Below are 21167 nucleotides of genomic sequence, written 5' to 3'. Positions count from 1 at the left end.
AGAGCGTTTCAGCTTTCAATCCTGCGGTGCCGCTCAACGAATGCCGCTAAGCCCGGTGTCAGCAGGCATATCAGCCTCACGATTACCCACCACAGATAGAAGCCCATCTCGCCGTTCAGCGCCGACTCGTTGAGTAACCCGTGGGCGATCGAATTTCTCAGATTCGGCCCGAGGCGCCCGGCCATGAGGGTCCGAAGTTCATACAGCATGTCCTCATCGAGGATTTCGCGTAGCTTTTCGTGATCGAGAATGCGGCCCAGCAGCCAGACATCTTCGACACCATCGGCATCGATGTTTCGAGGAACAACGCCCGAATGTTCGAGAACATGACGGAGCCCGTTTTCGACCTGCGGGACCAGAAGATGCAAGGCCGTCGAGAAATCGAACTGAAAACCTGCTCGCACACCCTTCACGAAAAGCGACAGGTGGTGCTCCGGCACAAGCGCGCTGTCCTTGATGACCAGCTCAATCGCGTCGCCGTCAATGGGGTGCTCGTCGCGCATTACCCGGATGGCGGGCGCGAGGATCGCATGGACGGTGAAATGCCGGTGCACCCGAGCCTGTTCATCCATGAAGCCTTCGATCGCCTGTTCCTCCTGCTTTGCGTCACCGCTGCCGATAGCTGGTCTGACCGCTATTTTCCGGCCCGCGTAGTCGAAGACATCTCCTTTGATTAGAGGAGCGAGCGGAAACTCACGCATCCGCTCGATCGTTGCTTCACGCAGCTTCTCCACGTCGATCAACGGCGTCATTATCGCAAGCTGGAAGAACGCGTCATCCCACGGGCGTCCTCGTAGAAGGCTCTGAGATGCCTCAACCTCCGCGCTGATATCGACCTCGCCGGTCGAAGCGCTCTTCATTTCAGCGAGGGTTTTCCGACCGGCGGCAGCCAGCCGTGCGCGGAGTTCGGGAATGCGCGACCGAAGCGACGACCGGTCAGAGAAAGCTTGAACTGCCTTCTGCCAGAAGTGATGCGCGCCCACGAATGAGCCAGCGCTCTCCTGTGCTTCCGCCTCAGTAATGAACGTCTCGGCCAGTGCGCACATTACGTCTTCAGCTTCTTGCGTTCGACCGGCGCGACGCAGGAGCTTCGACTGTATGGCGTAGTGGCTTCGGGCTCGATCAAGGCCGCCGGATGCTGAAGCTGTGGCCGCAATCTTCCCGGCGATATCTGCAAGAACGCTGAAGTCGCCGTATCGGAATTCCTCTAGGAGCTTCAGAGCCTTCAGGCTGAAATACAGCGGGTCCTGCCCCTGATAGTGCAACACCCGTTGTTCGAGATGAGCGAGAACGCGGCCTGGAAGCTCGCCCTTGGGTTCGATCTGACGAGCCAATCGAACAGCGCGTTCATAGCGCTCGATGGCGGGAACCCAATGATCTGGGTCTTCGAGGCGCTGCCCAGACGCAATATAGCACATTACAGCATCGCGGGCGGCAGTAGCATCCCGGCGACGCAGCCAAAGCACATCGCCGACACGTGCTCGATATTCAGCATCGTCCACCTCCGGGAGCGACGCCGCCAATCGATCCAGCTGATGATCTGAAAGATCATCCGGGATCATGCTGCGTCGGCCGTCCATAATCAGCATCGGCCGGAACGGCTGTCCGGCATCTCTCGGCGTGAAGTGAAAATCAAAGAGGTCTGCAAGAAAGTCCCATCCGGCAGCCGAAGCTTGCTTGTGCTGTGTTCGGAATACGGCAGCGAAATCCCGATCCTTCTGCACTGTTGCTGTACGCAGTACGTGAGCGATATCGGCTCCATCCGGAATAGAGCGATCCTGCCGATTTTCTTCGGGGGGCGGCTGTTCGGTCATTGGAATTTGGTCTCTTCTTTGTGTCGAAGTAGCTTCTCTGCCAGAAGCCTTGCCGCAATCCCAATTCATGTCATGCGGACAAATACCCTCAGAAATCTGTCCAAAACGAATGCGGAGCTGGATGGCAATCAGGTGCAGCGGTTGATTTAGGTGTAAGGGGCAGACCCGCTGATCAAGAGTTAGCGGGTCCGATGCGGCCTCGGTTCAAGCAGCGAGGTCGCGCGCGGCGAAGACCTCCTTCGCTGCGAACAGCCCGTTGAGCGCTGCCGGGAAGCCGGCATAGACCGCCATCTGAATGAGGATCTCAGTGATCTCCTGGCGCGACAGTCCGACGTTCAGCCCGGCTTCGATATGCACCTTGAGCTGCGGCTGGGCGTTGCCCATCGCGGCCAACGCCGCAATCGTCGCGATCTCGCGGGAGCGCAGGTCGAGTCCCGGCCGGCAGTAAATGTCGCCGAACGGAAACTCGAACACGTAGTCGGCGAAATCAGGCGCGATGCCGGCGAGCGCTGCAATCACCTTGTGGCCGGCTTCGCCATCGATCTCAGCGAGAGCCCGCCTGCCGCGCTCCAGCCTGCTGGTTTCGGCGTGTGCGTTGATGTGCGTCATGGTCTTCGATCCTCTTCTCGATGTCGGCATAGCCGGCGATCTTGGTGTCGAGGACGAGAAGGCAGGCTTCGAGTTCGGCGACGCGAGCGCGAACCTGCTCACGGTGCCGTTCCAGCAAACTACGACGCTCGGCTTCCGTGCCGGAGCCCTTTTCCCGCGAGGCCGCATAGCGCAGCATCTCGCGGATCGGCATGCCGGTGGTCTTGAGCCGGCCGAGGAATTCGATCCAGGTCAGGATCGAGGCGTCGTAGTCGCGCTGGCGTGACTGGTCCCTGTCGGCATAGGGCAGCAGCCCGATCCGCTCGTAATAGCGGATCGTATGGGCCGACAGTCCCGATCGCCTTGCCAGTTCACCGATCTTCATGGCCGCCTTCTCATCACGACGCCGGGGAAGCTACGAGTTCGAGCGCACTCTAAGTCAATGCGGTCGGCGAAGTTTTTTTCGAGCGGCCGCGCCCGTCTCAAAACTCCAGCGGCGCGTTGTCGATGACCTCCTTCATCACGAAGAAGGTGCGGGTCTGGCGCACGCCCGGCAAAGCGAGCAGCGTCCTGGCGTGCAGCCTGTTGAAGTCGGCGAGGTCGCGTACGCGGATCTTGAGGAAATAGTCGAAATCGCCGGCGACGATGTGGCAGTCGAGCACGACCGGGAGCTGCTTCACCGCCTCCTCGAAGGTGCCGAAGCTCTCCGGCGTCGAGCGATCGAGAACGACGCCGACGATGGCGAGCGTGCCCTTCTCGACTTTGTGCGGATCGATCTGCGCGCGCACGCCGGTGACATAACCTTCGGCGAACAGGCGCTGGATGCGGCGATGGCAGGTCGCGGCGCTGGTGTTCACGCGCTTGGCGATTTCGGCATTGCCCATCCGACCGTCGGCCTGCAGCAAACGCAGGATTCTGAGGTCGGTTTTGTCGAGTTCGGCCTCCATGAACGATTCTTCCGTTTTTGGCGCATCTGGTGTCACTCGAAGCTATCAGATTTCAGCTATTGCGAAAGCTATGAGAAAATCAGCGGCCAAGTTCGGGAGCACCTTTCAGAGGCGTTTTGCTAGCGTTTGCGGGTCGTTTCGTGAGGAAAACCCGCCATGCTCGCCAAGTTCGAACGCTATCCGCTGACCTTCGGGCCGTCGCCGATCGAGAAGCTGCCGCGCCTCTCCGCGCATCTCGGTGGCGGCGTCGAGCTCTACGCCAAGCGCGAGGACTGCAATTCCGGTCTCGCCTTCGGCGGCAACAAGCTGCGCAAGCTCGAATACATCGTCCCGGACGCGATCGCGTCCGGCGCCGATACGCTGGTCTCGATCGGCGGCGTGCAGTCGAACCACACCCGCATGGTCGCCGCGACGGCCGCCAAGATCGGGATGAAGTGCCGGCTGGTGCAGGAAAGCTGGGTTCCGCATGAGGACGCGGTCTATGACCGGGTCGGCAACATCCTGATGTCGCGGGTGATGGGCGCCCATGTCGAGCTGGTCGACGAGGGCTTCGACATCGGCATCCGTGCGAGCTGGGAAAACGCGCTGGCGGATGTGAAGGCCAAGGGCGGCAAGCCCTATGCGATCCCGGCTGGCGCTTCCGTGCATAAGTTCGGCGGGCTCGGCTATGTCGGCTTCGCCGAGGAGGTGAGGGCGCAGGAGGCCGAGCTCGGGTTCAAGTTCGACTATATCGTCGTCTGCACCGTCACCGGCTCGACCCATGCCGGCATGGTCGTCGGCTTTGCCAAGGACGGCCGCCAGCGCAACGTCATCGGCATCGACGCCTCGTTCACGCCGGCGCAGACCAGGGCGCAGGTGCTCGACATCGCCCAGAAGACCTCCGACCTCGTCGGCGGCAAGGCGATCACCGCGGACGACATCGTGCTGAACGAAGACTACGCCTATCCGGTCTATGGCGTGCCCTCGCAGGAGACGATCGAGGCGATCCGCCTGTCGGCCCGACTCGAGGGCATGATGACCGACCCCGTCTATGAGGGGAAATCGATGCAGGGCATGATCGACCTGGTGAAGAAGGGCTTCTTCCCGGCCGGCTCGAAGGTGCTCTACGCCCATCTCGGCGGCGTGCCGGCGATCAACGGCTACAGCTACACCTTCCGCAACGGTTGAGCGTCATGGAGGCACTCGTCCTCTGTGAGATCGCGGCGGGGCGCGAGGATCTGCGCGAAGCCCTGCTCGTGCGCATCGGTCGGCTCGGCCTTCACGGGCGGGCGAAGCTGAACTTCGTCGCCCGTGATCGGGACCTCGGCGATGGCGTGATCCTGGCGGTTGCTTTCCCGAGGCAGTCTGAGGCGGAGCGCTTCGTCGTCGAGGCGATCGGCGACGGGCTTGGTCCCACTGCCCTCAGGCTGCTTACGCTCGAAGCCGTCTGGCAGGCCGAGCCGCTGCCGCTGATGTTCCCCTAAGACGGCTCGGCGCCGGTCCTACGGCTTGGCGCCGACCGCATCCGGCAGGTCGCCAATGACCGTGCCCGCTGCCTTCGGCTTGGTGAGCGGAGCCGGGGTCGGCTGGTTGCCGTGGACCAGGTCCTGGCCGGCATAGATGTCGCTCGCGACCTGGAGGTCGAGGCGCTCGGCATCGCGACGGCGGACATCCTCGACGATCTCCGCGGTTTCCTCCTCCGGCACGCCGAGCGCACGCAGGACCTCGCCGCCGAAGACCATGGCGGATTCGAAGGTCTCGCGGATCTGGTAGTCGACGCCGGCGCGGATCAGGTCCATCGAATGGCCGCGGTCGAAGGCGCGCACGAAGAGCTTCGCATGCGGGAACTCGGCCTGCGCCACCCGCACGATCGCGTTGGCCGTCTCGCGCTTCTCGACGCAGACCAGGATCGCCTCGGCCTGATGGGCGCCCGAGGCATGCAGGATGTCGGCGCGGGTGCCGTCGCCATAGTAGACCTTGAAGCCAAAGGTCGCGGCGGCCTGGATCATCTCCACATCGGTCTCGATCAGCGAGATGCTGCAGCCGCGGGCGAGCAAAGCCTGGCTCGCGACCTGGCCGAAGCGTCCGAAGCCGACGACGAGGATGCGTCCCTTGAGGCCCTCGGCATGCTCGATGCCATCCAGAGATTCCCGCTCGGCCGGCATGAAACGGTCGATGGCGAGCACGACCAGCGGCGTGATCGCCATCGACAGGATCACGATGGCGCTGGCGATCGCGTTGACCCGCGCGTCGAAGATGCCAGCCGCTGCCGCCGCGCTGTAGAGCACGAAGGCGAATTCGCCGCCCTGCGAGAACAGCGCGACGCGGGTGATCGCATTGCGCGTGCGGGTGCGAAACAGCTTGGCGATAATGAAGATGCCGGCCGCCTTGACCAGCATGAAGGCGGCGACGCCGAGCGCGACGGCCTGCCATTCCTGTCCGATCAGCTTGAGATCGAGCGACATGCCGACCGCCAGGAAGAACATGCCGAGCAAGAGGCCGCGGAACGGCTCGATGTCCGCCTCGAGTTGGTGGCGGAAGGTCGATTCCGAGAGCAGCACGCCGGCAAGGAAGGCGCCCATCGCCATGGAGAGACCGCCGAGCTGCATCGCCAGCGCCGAACCGAGCACGACGAGCAGGGCCGCGCCGGTCATGACCTCGCGGGCCTGGGCATTGGCGAGTAGCCGGAACATCGGGTTAAGCAGCCATTTGCCGGCGACGACGAGGCCGATCAGCGAGCCGGCGCCGATCAGCAGGGGCATGAGGCCGCCGCTGCCCGCCGCCTTCGCCGGGGCCAGCACGGCGACGACCGCAAGCAGCGGCACGATGGCGAGGTCTTCGAGCAGCAGGATCGAGACCGCCTGCTGGCCCTGCGGCGTCGAGGCCTCGCCGCGCTCGTTCAGCATCTGCATCACGACCGCGGTCGAGGACAGCACGAAGCCCATGCCGGCGATGAAGGCAGCGGCCGGCGCCAGCCCGGCGAGGATGCCGACACCGGTCAGCAGCGCGCCGCAAAGCCCAACCTGGGCGACGCCGAGGCCGAAGATCTCGCCGCGCAGGTTCCAAAGCCGCGAGGGCTGCATCTCCAGCCCGATGATGAACAGGAACATGACGACGCCGAATTCGGCGACGTGGAGCACGCTTTCGGGATTGGAGAACAAGCCGATGCCGGAGGGGCCGATGACGAGGCCGCCGGCGAAATAGCCGAGCACCGAGCCGAGCTTCAGCCGCCGGAAGATCGGCACCGCGATGACGCCCGCCCCCAGAAGCCCGACGGCCTGAACCAGATCCTGAGAGAAGCCTTCCGCCGCCATAACACTCCCTTTGCCCGTCTTCGCTGTGGATATCCGTGCCTTCGAAACAGAAGGCGTCGGGGCGGTTTAGGCAAGCTTTCGCTCGGCCGCCAGAGCGCCCGGACAACACGATGCAGCTAGCGTGCCGGCCGGCCAACGCTTGCCGGCCGGCTTTCATCGGGGCATTTAGCATCGCCAAAGCCGGCTCTCTGCCGGCAGCAGGAGCGTTCGCTATGCAGCTTGGAGTGGTCGGCCTCGGCCGCATGGGAGCCAATATCGTCCGGCGGCTGCACCGCGCCGGGCACAATTGCGTGGTCTATGACCGCGATCCGAAGCCGGGCGAGGCGCTGGCCAAGGACGGCGCCGTCAACGCCAGCGATCTCAAGGAGATGGTGGCGAAGCTTCAGGCGCCGCGCGCCATCTGGATCATGCTGCCGGCCGGCGAGATCACCGAGAAGACGCTCGCCGAACTCGCCGCGATGATGAGCCCCGGCGACACGCTGATCGACGGCGGCAACGCCTTCTGGAAGGACGATGTCAGGCGCGGGCGCGAGCTCGAAGCCAAGGGCCTGCATTATCTCGACATCGGCACCTCCGGCGGCGTGCACGGGCTCGATCGCGGCTATTGCCTGATGATCGGCGGCGACAAGGCGACCTTCGATCGGCTGGAGCCGATCTTTAAGGCACTGGCGCCGGGCAAGGGCGAGATCGAGCCGACCAGGCATCGCGACGGCCGCAACCCGACAGCCGAGCAGGGCTACCTGCATTGCGGCCCGGCCGGCGCCGGCCATTTCGTCAAGATGATCCATAACGGCATCGAATACGGGATGATGCAGGCCTTCGCCGAGGGCTTCGACCTCCTGCGCAACGCTTCGGCCAAGGACGGCCTGCCGGAGGAATACGGCTTCGATTTCGACTTCGCCGAGATCGCCGAGGTCTGGCGGCGCGGCTCGGTCGTCACCTCCTGGCTGCTCGACCTCACCGCAGAGGCGCTCGCGGCCGACGAGGAGCTTGGCGCCTATTCCGGCCATGTCTCGGATTCGGGCGAGGGGCGCTGGACGGTGCAGGCGGCGATCGAGACCGCAACGCCGGCCGAGGTGCTGACCTCCTCGCTCTACACCCGCTTCCGCTCGCGCAAGGACCATACCTTCGCCGAGAAGATCCTCTCCGCCATGCGTGCCGGCTTCGGCGGCCATGTCGAGCCGAAGAAGCAGGGCTGAGCGAGTTATGACCTTTGCCAAGGACGCCGGCGCGCCGGCGGTGATCGTCGTCATGGGCGTGGCGAGTTCGGGCAAGACCTCGCTCGGCGAGCGGCTGGCGCAGCGGCTCGGCTGGCCGTTCCGCGATGCCGACTCGTTCCATCCGCCTGCGAACGTCGCGAAGATGTCTGGTGGTATTCCGCTGACCGACGAGGACCGCAAGCCCTGGCTGGCGGCGATCGCGGCCTGGATCGACGAACTGCGTGCCAGCGGCGGCAACGGCATCGTCACCTGCTCGGCGCTGAAGAAGGCCTATCGCGATGTGATCGTCGGGAAACGGCCCGATGTCGCGCTGGTCTATCTCAAGGGCTCGCGCGAACTGATCGGCCAGCGCATGGCGGCGCGCCAGCATCATTTCATGCCGCCGGCCCTGCTCGACAGCCAGTTCGCCACGCTGGAGGAGCCAGGCACGGACGAGAACCCGCTGGTCGTCCAGGTCGAGGCGAGCAAGGACGCGATCGTCGAGCAGGTCGTGCGGGAGCTGCGGCTGGGGTGACGCAAGGTCGTCATTCTCGGGTGAAGCGAAGCGCAGGCCCGAGAATCTCAGGACGAGAAGGCGCTGACCGGAGCCCTTCCGGCCTGAGATGCTCGGGTCAAGCCCGAGCATGACGGGTGTGGTCCCGCCTACACCCGGCGCCAGCTGCAAGCCCGCTCCCAGTTTCAACCGATTGAAAAAAGGCCGCAATCGGCGCATTGCTTGGGGGAGGCGGGGGAGCCGCCGATCCCAAGGTATCACCATGCTCGACAAAGCCGTTCCGCCGCGCACGCTGAAGCTCAATGCCGCCGATAATGTCGCGGTAGCGGTCGATCCGATCGATGTCGGTGTCAGCGCTGCCGGGGTCACCGCGCTGAAGCGGATTCCGCGCGGCCACAAGGTCGCGCTGGTGCCGATCGCCAAGGACGAGCCGATCCGCAAGTTCGGCCAGATCATCGGCTTCGCCACGCTCGACATCCCGCCCGGCGAATGGGTGCACGAGCACAATACCGGCTTCCACGCCTTCGAGCGCGACTACGCCTTCTGCGCGGAGGCCAAGCCGGAATTCGTGCTGCCGGTCGAGCAGCAGGCGACCTTCGAGGGCTTTCGCCGCAAGGCCGGCAATGCCGGCACGCGCAACTATGTCGGCATCCTGACCTCGGTGAACTGCTCGGCCTCGGCCGCGCGCTTCATGGCCGAGGAGGTCAAGCGCTCCGGCCTGCTCGCCGACTATCCCAATGTCGACGGCGTCATCGCCCTGACGCACGGCACCGGCTGCGGTATCGACTACAATGGCGAGAGCTTCGAGGTGCTGAAGCGCACGACCTGGGGCTATGCCTGCAATCCGAACATGGCGGCGGTGCTAGTTGTCGGCCTCGGCTGCGAGGGTTTCCAGATCAAGCGGATGAAGGAAGCCTATGGCGTCGAGGAGAGCGACGTCTTCCGCACGCTGACCATCCAGGAAACCGGCGGCACCCGGAAGGCCGTCGCGGCCGGGATCGAGGCGCTGAAGGTGATGCTGCCGATCGCCAATCGCGCCGTGCGCGAAACCGTGCCGGCTTCCGAGCTGATGCTGGCGCTGCAATGTGGCGGCTCGGACGGCTATTCCGGCATCACCGCTAATCCAGCACTGGGCAAGGCGGTCGACCTCCTGGTCGAGCATGGCGGCACCGCGATCCTCTCCGAGACGCCGGAGATCTACGGCGCCGAACACCTGCTGACCCGCCGCGCCGCGACCCGCGAGGTCGGCGAGAAGCTCGTCGGCATCATCAAGTGGTGGGAGGACTATACGGCGCGGGCCCGGATGGACATGAACAACAACCCGTCGCCCGGCAACAAGGCCGGCGGGCTGACGACCATCCTGGAGAAGTCGCTCGGCGCTGCCGCCAAGGGCGGCACCAAGACGCTGGCCGCCGTCTATCACTATGCCGAGCCGGTCCGGACCAAGGGCTTCGTCTACATGGACACGCCCGGCTACGATCCGGTTTCGGCGACGGGGCAGGTCGCCGGCGGCGCCAACATCCTCGCCTTCACCACCGGCCGCGGCTCGGCCTATGGCTGCAAGCCGACGCCCTCGGTCAAGCTCGCGACCAACACGCCGATGTATCTGAAGCAGACCGACGACATGGACCTCAATTGCGGCGATGTCCTCGACGGCGTGACGCTGGAGGAGAAGGGCAAGGAGATCTTCGACTATCTGCTGAAGATCGCCTCGGGCGAGAAGTCGAAGTCCGAGGAGATGGGCTATGGCGACGCCGAATTCGTGCCCTGGCAGATCGGCGCGACGATGTGAGCGGGCGGCTGGCGGCTGCATCCGACGTCTCCCTCGTCATGGTCGGGCTTGTCCCGACCATCCACGTCTTCCTTCGTACAAGCGGCGTTCAAGACGTGAATGCTTGCCACAGGAACGAACATGACGGCGTGGTGGCAGGGTCGAACGGTTTCGCGATGACGGAAGGTCGCGCGGCAAAAGCGCCTCTGCCGGGACCAAGCTGGCGCAGCTATCCAGTAACTCCCTCCTGCCTCATCGGGCCTTCTTAATGCGCAATTTTCTGATGGTCACGCTGCCTCGTGTGGTGCTCGGCCTGCTCTTCATCGTCAGCGCCGTCGACGGTTTCTGGTGGCTCGCCACCGGCACTCACCTGATCCATCCACCGACTTCTGAACGCGGACTAATCTTCGAAGCCGCGCTGCAGAACTCCGGCTTCTTCTGGCCCTTCCTCAAGGCGGTGAACCTCGCCGGGGGACTGAGCCTGCTGCTCAACGTGGTGCCGGCCCTTGGCCTTGCCCTGATCGCGCCGGTGATAGCGGTGATCGTGCTGTTCCACGTCGCCATCAACCCGGCCGGCATTCCGGTAGCGATCATCCTGATCGTGACGGGTGGATTGCTGGTCCATGCCTATCGCGAGCGCTATGCGGCGCTGCTGCGCTGAGACTGTCTCAGAGCGAAAAGCCCTTCAGCCGCTCGCCGAGCGCGGCGATGCGCTCGGCTGCGACATTGGCGATGGCGATGCGCAGATGCTGCTCCTGACCGGGACCGAAATAGGGGCCGGGCAAAGCGAGCACACCGCGTTCCTGCACCAATCGGCGGACGACCTCGGCTGCCGGCACGCCCTCGAACGGGTGGGCGACATAGGCGAAATAGGCACCGGCGGCGAGCACGCTCCAGCCGTTCAGCGGCGCAATCGCCTGCCGGAAGAGCGCGGCGCGGGAGTTCATCTCAGCGCGATTGGCTTGCCGCCAGGCGCGGATGCCGTCGATGCCCCAGGCGACGGCGCTCTGGCCGGCGCGAACCGGGCTGATCTGGACGCAGTCAAGCACCTTGCCGATCTGGGCCAGCGCCGCCTCGCCGGCGGTGATCGCACCGAGCCGCCAGCCGGGAACGGCATAAGCCTTGGAGAAGCTGTAGAGGCCGATCAGCGAATCCTGCCAGTCGCTTGTGCTGAAGAGTTCATGCGGCCGGTCGGCGCCTTCCGGCAGGAAGTCGCGATAGGTCTCGTCGAGCACGAGCCAGATCTTGCGCCTGCGGCAGAGCGCGGCGAAGGCGGCGATGGTGGCAGGCGGATAGACCGCGCCGGTCGGATTGTTCGGCGTCACCAGCACGATGGCGCGCGTGCGCTCGTCGATCAGCGCCTCTGCGCGTTCGGCATCGGGGACGAAGCCTTGAGCCGGGTCGCAGGGCAGCGGGCGCGGCTCGACGCCGAGCATGTTCAGCGTCATCTCATGGTTGAAGTACCAGGGCGTCGGCAGCAGCACATTGTCGCCGGCGCGGGCCAGCGCCATCATCACGGTGACATAGGCCTGGTTGCAGCCGGCGGTGATCGCGACCTCCTGCGGCCGGATCGCCCCGCCATAGAAGGCGCTACTCTCGGCGGCATAGGCCTCGCGCAGGATATCGTCGCCGGCGATCGGCCCGTAGCGCGTGCTCTCGGGCAGCGCCGCAGCCTCGGCGAGTCGCTCGAGCAGAGCAACCGGCGGCGGGGCGCCCGGCACGGCCTGCGACAGGTCGATCAGCGGGCCATTGCTACCGGCATATCCGCGGGCCCAGGCCTTGGCCTCGGGAATCGGCGGGGTCGCGGTGTCGATGAGATCAGGATTGAGCGGGGCGGGAGAGGGCGCAGGCATGGCTGAGCTTTGCGGTGCCTTCGCTGCGACGTCAACGGTCGGGCAAGCAGGGCTGGAGCGCGGCACGGCTAAGCCCCATATTCGAACCGGAGCAATGCGAGGCTGACGGCATGGACGAGGCGACGCAGGACGCGATCGAGGGAACTGCACGCCATGCTCGACCGCGCCCGGGTGATCGTGCCGTTCACCGGGGCGGGGATCTCGACCGAATCGGGCGTGCCGGATTTCCGCTCGCCCGGCTCGCCCTGGATGCAGAACAAGCCGATCCCGTTCGATGCCTTTCTCGCCAGCCGCGAGGCGCGGATCGAGGCCTGGCGGCGCAAATTCGCCATGGACGACCATTATCGCGACGCCAGGCCCAATCGCGGCCATCGGGCGCTGGCGACGTTGGTGGCGGAAGGGCGCTCGCCCGGCGTGATCACCCAGAATATCGACGGCCTGCACCAGGCTTCCGGCATCGCCGAGGATGGCGTGATCGAACTGCACGGCAACGGCACCTATGCCACCTGCCTGACCTGCGGCTGGCGGCACGAGCTCGCGGCGATCCGGGCGCAGTTCGAGGCGAGTGGCGAGCCGGCCACCTGCGTGATGTGCGCCGGCGTGGTGAAGACGGCGACGATTTCCTTCGGCCAGCAAATGCCGCAGCAGCCGATGTTGCGGGCACATGAGCTGACGATGTCGGCCGACCTCTATCTGGTCGCCGGCTCCTCGCTCGTCGTCTTTCCGGCCGCGACCTTTCCGGTGATCGCCAAGCGCAATGGTGCCAAGCTCGTCATCCTCAACCGCGAGCCGACCGATCTCGACCCGATCGCCGATCTCGTCGTGCGCAGCGAGATCGGCCCGGTGCTGGCGCGGCTGGCAAACTAAATGGCTCGGCCGTCATTCCGGGGCGCTGCGCGGCAGCGAGCCCGGAACCCATGAACACGGCGCCATTCCAGCTCGTCATGCTCGCCCTTGTGGCGAGCATCCACGTCTTGAACACCGCATCGCAGGAACGAAGACGTGGATGGTCGGGACAAGCCCGACCATGACGGGAAGGGCAGTTTTCAAAGACGGGTGCCGCGAGCTCTGATCAGCTAATCGCGCGACGCCAGTGCCAGCCTCACCGCCAGCCCGCCGAAGACGACGCCGAGGACGCGCTGCGGCCAGAGCGCCAAATGCGGGCGGCTTGCGATGGCGCGGCCGAGGCGGCTCGCGGTCATGATGACGATGCCGTTGGCGAGGAGGCCCATCAGGTTGAGGATCGTCGCCAGCACCATGACCTGGAGCAGCAGCGAGCCGGCCTCGGGCTTGAGGAACTGCGGCAGCAGCGCCAGCATGAACAGCGCCATCTTCGGATTGAGCAGGTTGGTCAGCAGCCCCTGCAGGAAGATCTGGCGCAGCGGGAAGCGCGCCGCATCTGCCGTCGGCGCGAACAAAGTCGCGGGCGACCTGAAAGTCTTCCAGGCGAGCCAGGCGAGATAGGCCGCGCCGGCCCAGCGCAGCGCGTCATAGGCCGCCGGCACCAGCAGAAAGAGCTGCGACAGGCCATAGGCGGCGGCGAGCGCCTGGAGATAGCTGCCGGTGGCAATGCCGGCATAGGTCATGAAGCCGGCGGCACGACCCTGGCTCATGCTGCGCGAGGCGATCAGTAGCATGTCCGGCCCGGGCGTCGCGGTCAGCACGGCGCAGGCGGCGGTGAACAAAGCGAGGGTGGCAAAATCGGGCATGATGGGGTCCTTCAGGCCAGCGGCTTGGCGAAGCGGGCGAACGCGTCCTTCGTCGGCGTGGTGCCGGCGCCGGGCTGTTCTGGTCTACGGAAACAACCATCGGCGACATTGGCGGGTTCCGCGAAAGCGTCCTTGATCCAGGGAATGTATTCGAGCACCGGCGTCGCCGGATGCCAGTAGGCGAGATGGACGTGGACCTGGCTCATCTCGCCGGCATGAGGCGCGACCGGCAAGCGATGGGCCAGCGCCAGCTCCGCCACCTGGATGTATTCGGTGATGCCGCCGAGGCGGGTGACATCGGGCTGAACATAGTGGATCGCGCCGGCCTGCACGAAGGCGCGGAAGGCATCGAGCGTGTAGAGCTGCTCGCCGAGCGCGACCGGGATCGAGGTCGAGCGGGCGAGCTCGGCATGCGAGCCGATATCGTCGTACCAGAGCGGTTCCTCGAACCAGAAAATGTCGAGGGCCTCGGCGCGGGCGCAGAAGCGCTTGCAGGTCGGCAGATCCCATTTGCCGTTGCCGTCGATCGCCATGGTGACATGGTCGCCTATGGCGCGGCGCACCGCTTCGAGACGGCCGATATCGGTCATCGGATCGGCATGGCCGACCTTGACCTTGATGCGATGGAAGCCGTCGCGCTCGACCGCCATGCGCGCGCCCTCGACGAGCTCGTCCTTGGGGATCGAGAGCCAGCCGATATCGGTGTTGTAGGCTTCGAGCTTGGCCTTGCTGGCGCCGCCGAGCAGATGCCAGAGCGGCGTACCGGCCTTCTTCGCCTTCAGATCCCAGAGGGCGACGTCGACGGCGGCGAGTGCGAGCTGGGTGATGCCGGCACGGCCGACCCATTGTAGCGCCGGATGGCGGGCGAGCTTCAACCAGAGCCGGGAATGCTCGGAGGCATCCTCGCCGGCGAGCAATGGCGCGTAGCAATCGCGGATGCAAGACGTGATCAGCCGGTCGGAAGCAAGGTCGGCATGGGTGCCGGTGAAGCCGTAGCCGACGAGCCCGTCCTCGGTGGTGATCGTCGTGCCGACCACGCCCCAATGGCTGATCCGGTGGGTCGAATCGGCGATCGAGCCGCCGGTGACCGGGATGTGCAGGATGAAGGGTTCGATGCGGGCGATGCGCATGACTGGTCTCCCGAGCGCGGTTCGCACGATCATCGGCGCGATGCACGAAAGCGACAAGGCGCAGCTTTCGTTGGTCTCTCACAGGGTTTACGCATGCTGATGATGTGGATGAGCCGGAAGCGACTGTTTCGCGACTCCGCCGGGGTGCTATCGTCACGTCACGAATCACGTTCGCGGCGGAGATGAGCGGGACATGTCCGACGAATACGGCGACGGAGGCAGGCCACCGGTCGGCCCGCTGCAATCGCTCAACCGGATCGTGCGGCTGGACGGGCCTGACGACGTTGGCGAGCAGACGGTCGAGATCACGGGCCATGTCAAATGGTTCGACGTCAGCAAGGGCTACGGCTTCGTCGTGCCACAGGATGGTGGCAGCGACGTCCTGGTCCATGTCACCACCCTGAAGCGCGACGGCTTCCACGCCATCGCCGAAGGCGCCCGCATCGTGCTCGAGGCGATCGCGAAGGCACGGGGCCGCCAGGCCGTCCGCGTGCTCTCGATCGACACCTCTGCCGCGCGTCACCCGGCCGAGATGCCGATGCCGCGGACCAATGCGACGATCACGCCAACCAGCGGGCTCGAGCGTATGGTGGTGAAGTGGTTCAACCGCCTGCGTGGGTTCGGCTTCGTCTCCGCCGGGGAGGGCTCACCCGACATCTTCGTGCATATGGAAACGCTGCGCCGCTACGGCATCGTCGAGCTGATCCCGGGGCAGGTCGTGCTGGTGCGCTACGGGCCTGGGCCGAAGGGGCTGATGGCGGCCGAGATCCGGATGGAGCAGGGCGGGCCTCCGAGCTCGCACTGAGAAAAATGTTCTCTGAAAAGGCGCCTTCGGGCGCCTTTTTTGTTGTGCTTCTGGTGTTTGCTTCAGATGCCTCATGTAATTCACGTTCGTGCATGTGAATTTGTTATTTTGCCGTTGAATTGTGCGTAATGCCTATTATAGAGGCGGTCCTAGACTGACGTGGGAGCCTGTCTCGCTCGGCCGGGTGGCGGGCGGGCCATGCTCCGGAGAGCCGGCCGTGAAGCTGTTTCAACCGATCCTCGCCGGCGCGACGCTGACCGAGCGTGTCGTTGCCTGTACCGGCGTCTTCGCCGCGATCGCGCTCACCGCGGCGGCCGGATACGTGTTCCCGACCCATTCGCCGCTGGTGGTGGCGCCGATCGGCGCTTCGGCGGTCCTGGTCTTCGTGGTTCCGGCAAGTCCGCTGGCGCAGCCCTGGCCGGTGGTCGGTGGTAATGTGATCTCGGCCTTGGTCGGGCTCGCGGTCGGCTGGGCCGTGCCGGATCTGACAATCGCCGCGGCGCTGGCCGTCGCGCTCGCGATCGCGATCATGTCGCTGACGCGCTCGCTGCATCCCCCAGGCGGCGCCGTCGCGCTCACTGCCGTGCTCGGCGGCCCGGCCGTGATGAAGTGGGGGCTGATGTTCCCCTTCGTGCCGATCGGGCTCTGCTCGCTCTCGCTGGTCGCGCTCGGCGTCGCGTTCCATGCCCTCACGCGCCGCAGCTATCCGCATCGGCCGCCGCCGGCTGGTCATGTCGGTCCGCAAGCCGCGACGCCGGCGATGTTCAGCGCCCCCGATATCGACGAGGCCCTGGTACAGATGGGCGATTCCTTCGACATTGCGCGAGAGGATCTCGACCGGCTGCTGCACTATGCCGAAGCGAGCGCGATGCGCCGGCAAGCCCGGAGTTCATAGCCGTTTCGAGGCTTTTCGCCATTTCTGAAAGGAAATGGCGAATTTGAGCGATTCAGTTTCACGGGACCTCAACGGACCCGCGGCTAGGGTGTCCTCGTTATGAGGATATGCCGATCGCCGTGCTGCTGATCACCGACCGCCCGGAACAGAGCGTCCAGCTGGAGCGGCTCCTGTCGCTGTGGGGCCCTTGCGACGTCGTCGACCTGCATCACCCGATGCGGGGCGGGACGGCGCCGAAGCGCCTGCTTGTCAGCGATGTCGATCTGTCCAACCGCGCCTCGGTCGAGGCAGTGCGCGACCGGCTCGCGGAGCGCAGGCGGAACGGAACCCCCTATCTTTGCCTGTTACGCAACGAGTCGCCGCGCCTGACCACCCAGGCCAATGCGATCGGCGCCAGCGCGATCCTGCCGGCCGACATTCCGGCGAAGGCCTTGCTCGACGAGATCGGTCGCATCCTCAATCCGGAGGGGCAGGCGCCGATCCAGCGGCAATTCGTTGCCGCGTCCGCCGCCATGGCCGATATCCTCGCGGCTGCCACCGACGGCGCGGCGCTGCCGGTCGCGGCCATAGAGGGTGGGGTCGAGGCGATCAACCGCGCCGCTGACGACCGCGATCTCGGCGCCTGGCTCGACATGGTCTGGAACCATGACGATGCCACCTATCAGCACTGCCTGCTGGTCGCAGGGCTCGCTGCCGCGTTTGCCCGTGAGCTCGGTTTTCCGGAAGAGGCACGCAAGCTGGTGACCAGTGCCGCCGTGCTGCACGACATCGGCAAGGCGCGTGTTCCGCTCTCGATCCTGCACAAGCGCGGCAAGTTGACGGCGGAGGAGTTCGCGATCGTGCGCGAGCACCCGCAGACCGGCTACGAGATGCTGCTGCGGCAGGGGGCCTTCGCCCGCGAGGTCGTCGAGGCGACGCGCAGCCATCATGAATATCTCGACGGTTCGGGCTATCCGCAGGGGCTGAAGGCGGCCGAAATCTCCGACGTGGTCCGGATGATCACGATCTGCGACATCTACGCCGCCCTGATCGAGCGGCGTTCCTACAAGGAGCCGATGGCGCCGGAAGAAGCTTATTCCGTGCTGATCGGGATGGGCGCTAAGCTCGACGCCGACCTGCTCCGCGCGTTCAGGCCAATGGTGCTGCCGGGCTGACGCAGTCTCAAAGAGCGAAGGAGGTTCCGCAGCCGCAGGAGCTCGTCGCGTTCGGATTGATGATCTTGAAGGACTGACCGACGAGATCGTCGACGAAATCGATGGTCGAGCCATCGAGCAATTCGAGCGAGGTTTCGTCGATCAGCACGGTGGCACCGTCGCGCTCCAGGACGAGGTCTCCGTCGGCCTTCTCGCGATCGATGTCGAAGACATACTGGAATCCGGAGCAGCCGCCGCCGGCGACGCTGACGCGCAGCATCGCTCCGGGGGCCTCGCTCGCCATCACCGCGACGATGCGGCTCGCGGCCTTGTCGGTCAGCGAGATCGTGTGCGGGTTGGCTTCGATTGCCGTGCTCATGCGCAGAACATCCTTGCTCCTGCCTCGATTGCGAAGGTAATGGCGCAGGCGCATCGCTTCAAGCCGCGCCTGCCCAAGGGGCTGCCATGCCGCACGCACACGATCCCGCCTCTGCCTTGGCCCGGGAGCCGGGCGATCGCTGGCGCGCGATCTACGCCTGCCGCACGGCGACGAGCCGCGGCCGACTGGTTGAGGAGCCGGGCTCGGCGACGCGCAATCCGTTCCAGCGTGACCGCGACCGCATCATCCATTCCACCGCCTTCCGCCGGCTGAAGCACAAGACCCAGGTTTTCGTCTCGCATGAGGGAGACCATTTCCGCACGCGCCTGACCCATACGATCGAGGTGGCGCAGATCGCCCGCGCGCTCGCCCGGGCGCTTGGGCTCGACGAGGACCTCGCCGAGGCGCTGGCGCTGGCGCACGATCTCGGTCACACGCCCTTCGGCCATACCGGCGAGGACGCGCTCGACGAATGCATGGCCGGTTTTGGCGGCTTCGACCACAATGCGCAGACTTTGCGGATCGTCACCCGGCTGGAGCGGCGCTATGCCGGCTTCGACGGGCTGAACCTGACCTGGGAGACGCTTGAAGGGCTGGTCAAGCACAACGGCCCGCTGCTGAGCGCCGATGGGAAGCCGACCGAGCGATATGCCAAGACGGGCATTCCGGTGGCGATCCTCGAATACCAGGAGAAGCAGGATCTCTGGCTCGAAAGTCATGCCTCGGCCGAGGCGCAGGTCGCGGCCCTTGCCGACGATATCGCCTACAACGCTCATGACATTGACGACGGCCTGCGCGCCGGGCTGTTCGATTTGCCCGAGCTCAGAGCCGTGCCGTTTCTGGGCGGACTGCTCGACGAGATCGACGCCCTGCATCCCGGGCTGGAGCGGTCGCGCGCCACCAACGAGCTGGTGCGCCGGGTGATCACCCGCTTCGTCGAGGACGTGATCGCTGAATCCGAGGCGCGGATCGCGGCGCTGGCTCCCTCCGATGCCGATGCGATCAGGCAAGCGGGCGCGCCGGTCGTCGCCTTCTCGCCGGGAATCGTCGCCGCCGACAAGGCGATCAAGGGCTTCCTCTATCCGAACATGTATCGCCACCCACGCATCGGCGTGATCCGGAAGGAGGCGGCCGACATCGTCCGCGACCTGTTCGTGCGCTTCAAGGCGCAGCCGCAGGCCATGTCCCCGGAGTGGGCGGCGGGATGCGAAGAGCTCGACGAGGCGCGTCTTTCGCGCCGAATCGCCGACTACATCGCCGGCATGACTGATTCCTACGCACTCGACGAGCACCGGCGCCTGTTTGACGCCACCCCGTCGCTGCGATAGGCGCTGGCCCGCTTCCCCATGCATCTTTGGTCGTCATGAACATTTTCGAGACTTTCTCCGCACGCCTCGCCGCCGTCCTGACCGGATTGGCGGAGGCCGGTCGCATCCCGGCCGGGCTGTCGCTGGCGCGCGTCGTGGTCGAGCCGACCAAGGACCCGGCCCATGGCGATCTTGCGATCAACGCCGCGATGGTGCTGGCTAAGGAAGCCGGCATGGCGCCGCGCGCGCTGGCTGAGCTGATCGTCGCCGAGCTCGCCAGGGACGGCGATGTCCTCAAGGCCGAGATCGCTGGCCCAGGATTTATCAACCTGACGCTGCAACCTGCTGTTTTCACTAAGGTTCTGAAGTCGGCAGTGCTGGCCGGCACCGAGCACGGCCGCGGTGCCGCCAAGGGCGATCCGAAGATCAACGTCGAATACGTCTCGGCCAATCCGACCGGGCCGATGCATGTCGGCCATGGCCGCGGCGCGGTCTTCGGCGACGCGCTGGCGAGCCTGCTCGCGTTCGCCGGACACGACGTCACCCGCGAGTACTACATCAACGATGCCGGGGCGCAGGTCGACGTGCTCGCCCGTTCCGCCTTCCTGCGCTACCGCGAGGCGCTGGGCGAGGAGATCGGTGCGATCCCGGAAGGGCTCTATCCCGGCGACTATCTCGTTTCGATCGGCGAGACGCTGGCCCGCGAGCATGGTCCGGCACTGCTCGACAAGGCCGAATGGGACTGGCTGCCTCTGGTGCGCGGGGTGGCGATCGACGGGATGATGGCGATGATCCGCGATGATCTGGCCGCGCTCGGTGTCGTCCATGGGGTCTTCTTCTCGGAGCGCTCGCTGCAGGGCAGGGACGGCAACTCCAACGCGGTTCACCAGACGATCGAGGATCTGCGCGCGCGGGATCTGATCTATGAGGGCCGGCTGCCGCCGCCCAAGGGCCAGAAGGACGAGGACTGGGAGGATCGCGAGCAGACGCTGTTCCGCGCCACGCAGTTTGGCGATGATGTCGACCGGCCGCTGCTGAAGTCGGATGGCAGCTACACCTATTTCGCCAACGACATCGCCTATCACCGCTCGAAGTTCACGCGCGGCTTCGCCGAGATGATCGACGTCTGGGGCGCCGACCACGGCGGCTACGTCAAGCGCATGCAGGCCGCTGTGAAGGCCGTGACGAACGGGCAGGGCGCGCTCGACGTCAAGCTCTGCCAGCTCGTCCGCCTGCTGCGCAATGGCGAGCAGGTCCGGATGTCGAAGCGCTCCGGCGATTTCGTCACCCTGCGCGAGGTCATCGACGAGGTCGGCCGCGATGCCGTCCGCTTCATGATGATCTTCCGCAAGAACGACGCGACGCTCGACTTCGATCTGGCCAAGGTCGTCGAGCAGTCGAAGGACAATCCGGTCTTCTACGTTCAGTACGCACATGCGCGCTGCGCCTCGATCTTCCGCCAGGCAGCCGAGGTCTTCCCCGATCTCGACCTGTCGCCGCAGGCGCTGGCGGAAGCCGACCTTGGCCTGCTGACCGACGAGTCGGAGATCGGCATCGTCAAGATGATTGCCGCCTATCCGAGGATGATCGATGCCGCGGCTGCGTCACACGAGCCCCATCGTGTTGCCTTTTTCGTGCATGACTTGGCCAGCGCCTTCCACTCGCTATGGAACAAGGGCAAAGACTCGCCGCAATTACGGTTCGTTAATCAAACTGATCGAAAGTCGACATCGGCAAGATTGGCGTTCGTGCATGCCGTGCGCAGCGTCCTTGCTTCCGGTCTGGCGGTCGTTGGGGTGACGGCGCCGGAGGAGATGCGCTGACGGGATC

21 protein-coding genes are annotated in these 21167 nt (G+C 65.5%); 12 read left to right on the top strand and 9 right to left on the bottom strand.

The window, feature by feature from the left end; all coding sequences use genetic code 11:
- Positions 1-8: 8 nt before the first annotated feature.
- From QO058_RS02985 to QO058_RS02970, 4 genes are all read right to left on the bottom strand, one after another.
- Complete coding sequence (locus QO058_RS02985) at positions 9-1814, bottom strand: DUF4209 domain-containing protein (RefSeq protein ID WP_284170249.1); 1806 nt, start codon at positions 1812-1814, stop codon at positions 9-11.
- Positions 1815-2018: 204 nt separating this feature from the next.
- Positions 2019-2423 carry a carboxymuconolactone decarboxylase family protein gene (locus QO058_RS02980; protein WP_284170248.1) on the bottom strand — a complete coding sequence of 135 codons (405 nt, stop codon included), beginning with the start codon at positions 2421-2423 and terminating at the stop codon, positions 2019-2021.
- On the bottom strand, positions 2359-2787 hold the full coding sequence (locus tag QO058_RS02975) for a MerR family transcriptional regulator (RefSeq protein WP_284170247.1): 429 nt from the start codon (positions 2785-2787) through the stop codon (positions 2359-2361). Before QO058_RS02975 ends, QO058_RS02980 begins: the two co-directional genes overlap by 65 nt.
- A gap of 97 nt (positions 2788-2884) precedes the next feature.
- Positions 2885-3349, bottom strand: coding sequence for an Lrp/AsnC family transcriptional regulator (locus QO058_RS02970; RefSeq protein ID WP_284170246.1), 465 nt, complete (start codon positions 3347-3349; stop codon positions 2885-2887).
- 156 nt (positions 3350-3505) lie between these two features.
- On the opposite strand from QO058_RS02970, the gene QO058_RS02965 reads away from it, so the two are divergent.
- Both QO058_RS02965 and QO058_RS02960 read left to right on the top strand, forming a co-directional pair.
- Positions 3506-4516, top strand: a complete 1011-nt coding sequence (locus QO058_RS02965; protein ID WP_284170245.1) for a 1-aminocyclopropane-1-carboxylate deaminase — start codon at positions 3506-3508, stop codon at positions 4514-4516.
- 5 nt (positions 4517-4521) lie between these two features.
- Entirely contained in the window at positions 4522-4812 is a 291-nt protein-coding gene (locus tag QO058_RS02960) for a hypothetical protein (RefSeq protein WP_284170244.1), read from the top strand.
- Positions 4813-4830: 18 nt separating this feature from the next.
- Here QO058_RS02960 and QO058_RS02955 read toward each other — a convergent pair whose 3' ends face one another.
- Positions 4831-6642 (bottom strand): monovalent cation:proton antiporter-2 (CPA2) family protein, encoded by a 1812-nt coding sequence (locus QO058_RS02955; RefSeq protein WP_284170243.1) that lies wholly within the window; start codon positions 6640-6642, stop codon positions 4831-4833.
- 212 nt (positions 6643-6854) lie between these two features.
- On the opposite strand from QO058_RS02955, the gene gnd reads away from it, so the two are divergent.
- The 4 genes from gnd (at position 6855) to QO058_RS02935 (ending at position 10787) form a co-directional block, all read left to right on the top strand.
- Complete coding sequence (gene gnd / locus QO058_RS02950; protein ID WP_284170242.1) at positions 6855-7841, top strand: phosphogluconate dehydrogenase (NAD(+)-dependent, decarboxylating); 987 nt, start codon at positions 6855-6857, stop codon at positions 7839-7841.
- A gap of 7 nt (positions 7842-7848) precedes the next feature.
- A complete protein-coding gene (locus QO058_RS02945; RefSeq protein ID WP_284170241.1) occupies positions 7849-8376 on the top strand; it encodes a gluconokinase in 528 nt (175 codons plus the stop codon).
- A 241-nt stretch (positions 8377-8617) separates the two neighbouring features.
- Positions 8618-10147 carry a UxaA family hydrolase gene (locus tag QO058_RS02940; RefSeq protein WP_284170240.1) on the top strand — a complete coding sequence of 510 codons (1530 nt, stop codon included), beginning with the start codon at positions 8618-8620 and terminating at the stop codon, positions 10145-10147.
- Positions 10148-10394: 247 nt separating this feature from the next.
- Complete coding sequence (locus tag QO058_RS02935) at positions 10395-10787, top strand: hypothetical protein (protein WP_284170239.1); 393 nt, start codon at positions 10395-10397, stop codon at positions 10785-10787.
- A gap of 7 nt (positions 10788-10794) precedes the next feature.
- Here the strand turns inward: QO058_RS02935 and QO058_RS02930 are convergent, their stop codons facing one another.
- Positions 10795-11979 carry an aminotransferase gene (locus QO058_RS02930; protein ID WP_284170238.1) on the bottom strand — a complete coding sequence of 395 codons (1185 nt, stop codon included), beginning with the start codon at positions 11977-11979 and terminating at the stop codon, positions 10795-10797.
- 153 nt (positions 11980-12132) lie between these two features.
- Between QO058_RS02930 and QO058_RS02925 the strand changes: the two genes are divergently transcribed.
- Positions 12133-12846, top strand: coding sequence for an SIR2 family NAD-dependent protein deacylase (locus QO058_RS02925; RefSeq protein WP_284170237.1), 714 nt, complete (start codon positions 12133-12135; stop codon positions 12844-12846).
- A gap of 209 nt (positions 12847-13055) precedes the next feature.
- Here the strand turns inward: QO058_RS02925 and QO058_RS02920 are convergent, their stop codons facing one another.
- Positions 13056-13688, bottom strand: a complete 633-nt coding sequence (locus QO058_RS02920; protein WP_284170236.1) for a LysE family translocator — start codon at positions 13686-13688, stop codon at positions 13056-13058.
- A gap of 11 nt (positions 13689-13699) precedes the next feature.
- Entirely contained in the window at positions 13700-14818 is a 1119-nt protein-coding gene (locus QO058_RS02915) for a mandelate racemase/muconate lactonizing enzyme family protein (RefSeq protein WP_284170235.1), read from the bottom strand.
- A gap of 193 nt (positions 14819-15011) precedes the next feature.
- On the opposite strand from QO058_RS02915, the gene QO058_RS02910 reads away from it, so the two are divergent.
- The 3 genes from QO058_RS02910 to QO058_RS02900 all read left to right on the top strand — a co-directional run bounded on the left by QO058_RS02910 (position 15012) and on the right by QO058_RS02900 (position 17672).
- Positions 15012-15623 (top strand): cold-shock protein, encoded by a 612-nt coding sequence (locus tag QO058_RS02910; RefSeq protein ID WP_284170234.1) that lies wholly within the window; start codon positions 15012-15014, stop codon positions 15621-15623.
- A gap of 217 nt (positions 15624-15840) precedes the next feature.
- Positions 15841-16518 carry an HPP family protein gene (locus QO058_RS02905; RefSeq protein WP_284170233.1) on the top strand — a complete coding sequence of 226 codons (678 nt, stop codon included), beginning with the start codon at positions 15841-15843 and terminating at the stop codon, positions 16516-16518.
- Positions 16519-16637: 119 nt separating this feature from the next.
- On the top strand, positions 16638-17672 hold the full coding sequence (locus tag QO058_RS02900) for an HD-GYP domain-containing protein (RefSeq protein WP_284170232.1): 1035 nt from the start codon (positions 16638-16640) through the stop codon (positions 17670-17672).
- A 7-nt stretch (positions 17673-17679) separates the two neighbouring features.
- On the opposite strand, the gene QO058_RS02895 is transcribed toward QO058_RS02900, so the two are convergent.
- Positions 17680-18030 (bottom strand): HesB/IscA family protein, encoded by a 351-nt coding sequence (locus tag QO058_RS02895; RefSeq protein WP_284170231.1) that lies wholly within the window; start codon positions 18028-18030, stop codon positions 17680-17682.
- A gap of 86 nt (positions 18031-18116) precedes the next feature.
- On the opposite strand from QO058_RS02895, the gene QO058_RS02890 reads away from it, so the two are divergent.
- Positions 18117-19358 (top strand): deoxyguanosinetriphosphate triphosphohydrolase, encoded by a 1242-nt coding sequence (locus QO058_RS02890; protein WP_284170230.1) that lies wholly within the window; start codon positions 18117-18119, stop codon positions 19356-19358.
- A gap of 35 nt (positions 19359-19393) precedes the next feature.
- Positions 19394-21160, top strand: coding sequence for an arginine--tRNA ligase (argS, locus tag QO058_RS02885; RefSeq protein ID WP_284170229.1), 1767 nt, complete (start codon positions 19394-19396; stop codon positions 21158-21160).
- Positions 21161-21167 lie beyond the last annotated feature (7 nt).

Origin of the sequence: Bosea vestrisii, assembly GCF_030144325.1 — a bacterium.
GTDB classification, from domain to species: domain Bacteria; phylum Pseudomonadota; class Alphaproteobacteria; order Rhizobiales; family Beijerinckiaceae; genus Allobosea; species Allobosea vestrisii_A.
The sequence above is the reverse complement of the archived record's forward strand: the minus strand, read 5'-3'. Positions and strand labels throughout refer to the sequence as shown.

Coding starts and splice junctions, on each gene's coding strand:
- QO058_RS02985 (WP_284170249.1), bottom strand. CDS start 1,814: ATGACCGAACAGCCGCCCCCCGAAGAAAATCGGCAGGATCGCTCTATT.
- QO058_RS02980 (WP_284170248.1), bottom strand. CDS start 2,423: ATGACGCACATCAACGCACACGCCGAAACCAGCAGGCTGGAGCGCGGC.
- QO058_RS02975 (WP_284170247.1), bottom strand. CDS start 2,787: ATGAAGATCGGTGAACTGGCAAGGCGATCGGGACTGTCGGCCCATACG.
- QO058_RS02970 (WP_284170246.1), bottom strand. CDS start 3,349: ATGGAGGCCGAACTCGACAAAACCGACCTCAGAATCCTGCGTTTGCTG.
- QO058_RS02965 (WP_284170245.1), top strand. CDS start 3,506: ATGCTCGCCAAGTTCGAACGCTATCCGCTGACCTTCGGGCCGTCGCCG.
- QO058_RS02960 (WP_284170244.1), top strand. CDS start 4,522: ATGGAGGCACTCGTCCTCTGTGAGATCGCGGCGGGGCGCGAGGATCTG.
- QO058_RS02955 (WP_284170243.1), bottom strand. CDS start 6,642: ATGGCGGCGGAAGGCTTCTCTCAGGATCTGGTTCAGGCCGTCGGGCTT.
- gnd (WP_284170242.1), top strand. CDS start 6,855: ATGCAGCTTGGAGTGGTCGGCCTCGGCCGCATGGGAGCCAATATCGTC.
- QO058_RS02945 (WP_284170241.1), top strand. CDS start 7,849: ATGACCTTTGCCAAGGACGCCGGCGCGCCGGCGGTGATCGTCGTCATG.
- QO058_RS02940 (WP_284170240.1), top strand. CDS start 8,618: ATGCTCGACAAAGCCGTTCCGCCGCGCACGCTGAAGCTCAATGCCGCC.
- QO058_RS02935 (WP_284170239.1), top strand. CDS start 10,395: ATGCGCAATTTTCTGATGGTCACGCTGCCTCGTGTGGTGCTCGGCCTG.
- QO058_RS02930 (WP_284170238.1), bottom strand. CDS start 11,979: ATGCCTGCGCCCTCTCCCGCCCCGCTCAATCCTGATCTCATCGACACC.
- QO058_RS02925 (WP_284170237.1), top strand. CDS start 12,133: ATGCTCGACCGCGCCCGGGTGATCGTGCCGTTCACCGGGGCGGGGATC.
- QO058_RS02920 (WP_284170236.1), bottom strand. CDS start 13,688: ATGCCCGATTTTGCCACCCTCGCTTTGTTCACCGCCGCCTGCGCCGTG.
- QO058_RS02915 (WP_284170235.1), bottom strand. CDS start 14,818: ATGCGCATCGCCCGCATCGAACCCTTCATCCTGCACATCCCGGTCACC.
- QO058_RS02910 (WP_284170234.1), top strand. CDS start 15,012: ATGTCCGACGAATACGGCGACGGAGGCAGGCCACCGGTCGGCCCGCTG.
- QO058_RS02895 (WP_284170231.1), bottom strand. CDS start 18,030: ATGAGCACGGCAATCGAAGCCAACCCGCACACGATCTCGCTGACCGAC.
- QO058_RS02890 (WP_284170230.1), top strand. CDS start 18,117: ATGCCGCACGCACACGATCCCGCCTCTGCCTTGGCCCGGGAGCCGGGC.
- argS (WP_284170229.1), top strand. CDS start 19,394: ATGAACATTTTCGAGACTTTCTCCGCACGCCTCGCCGCCGTCCTGACC.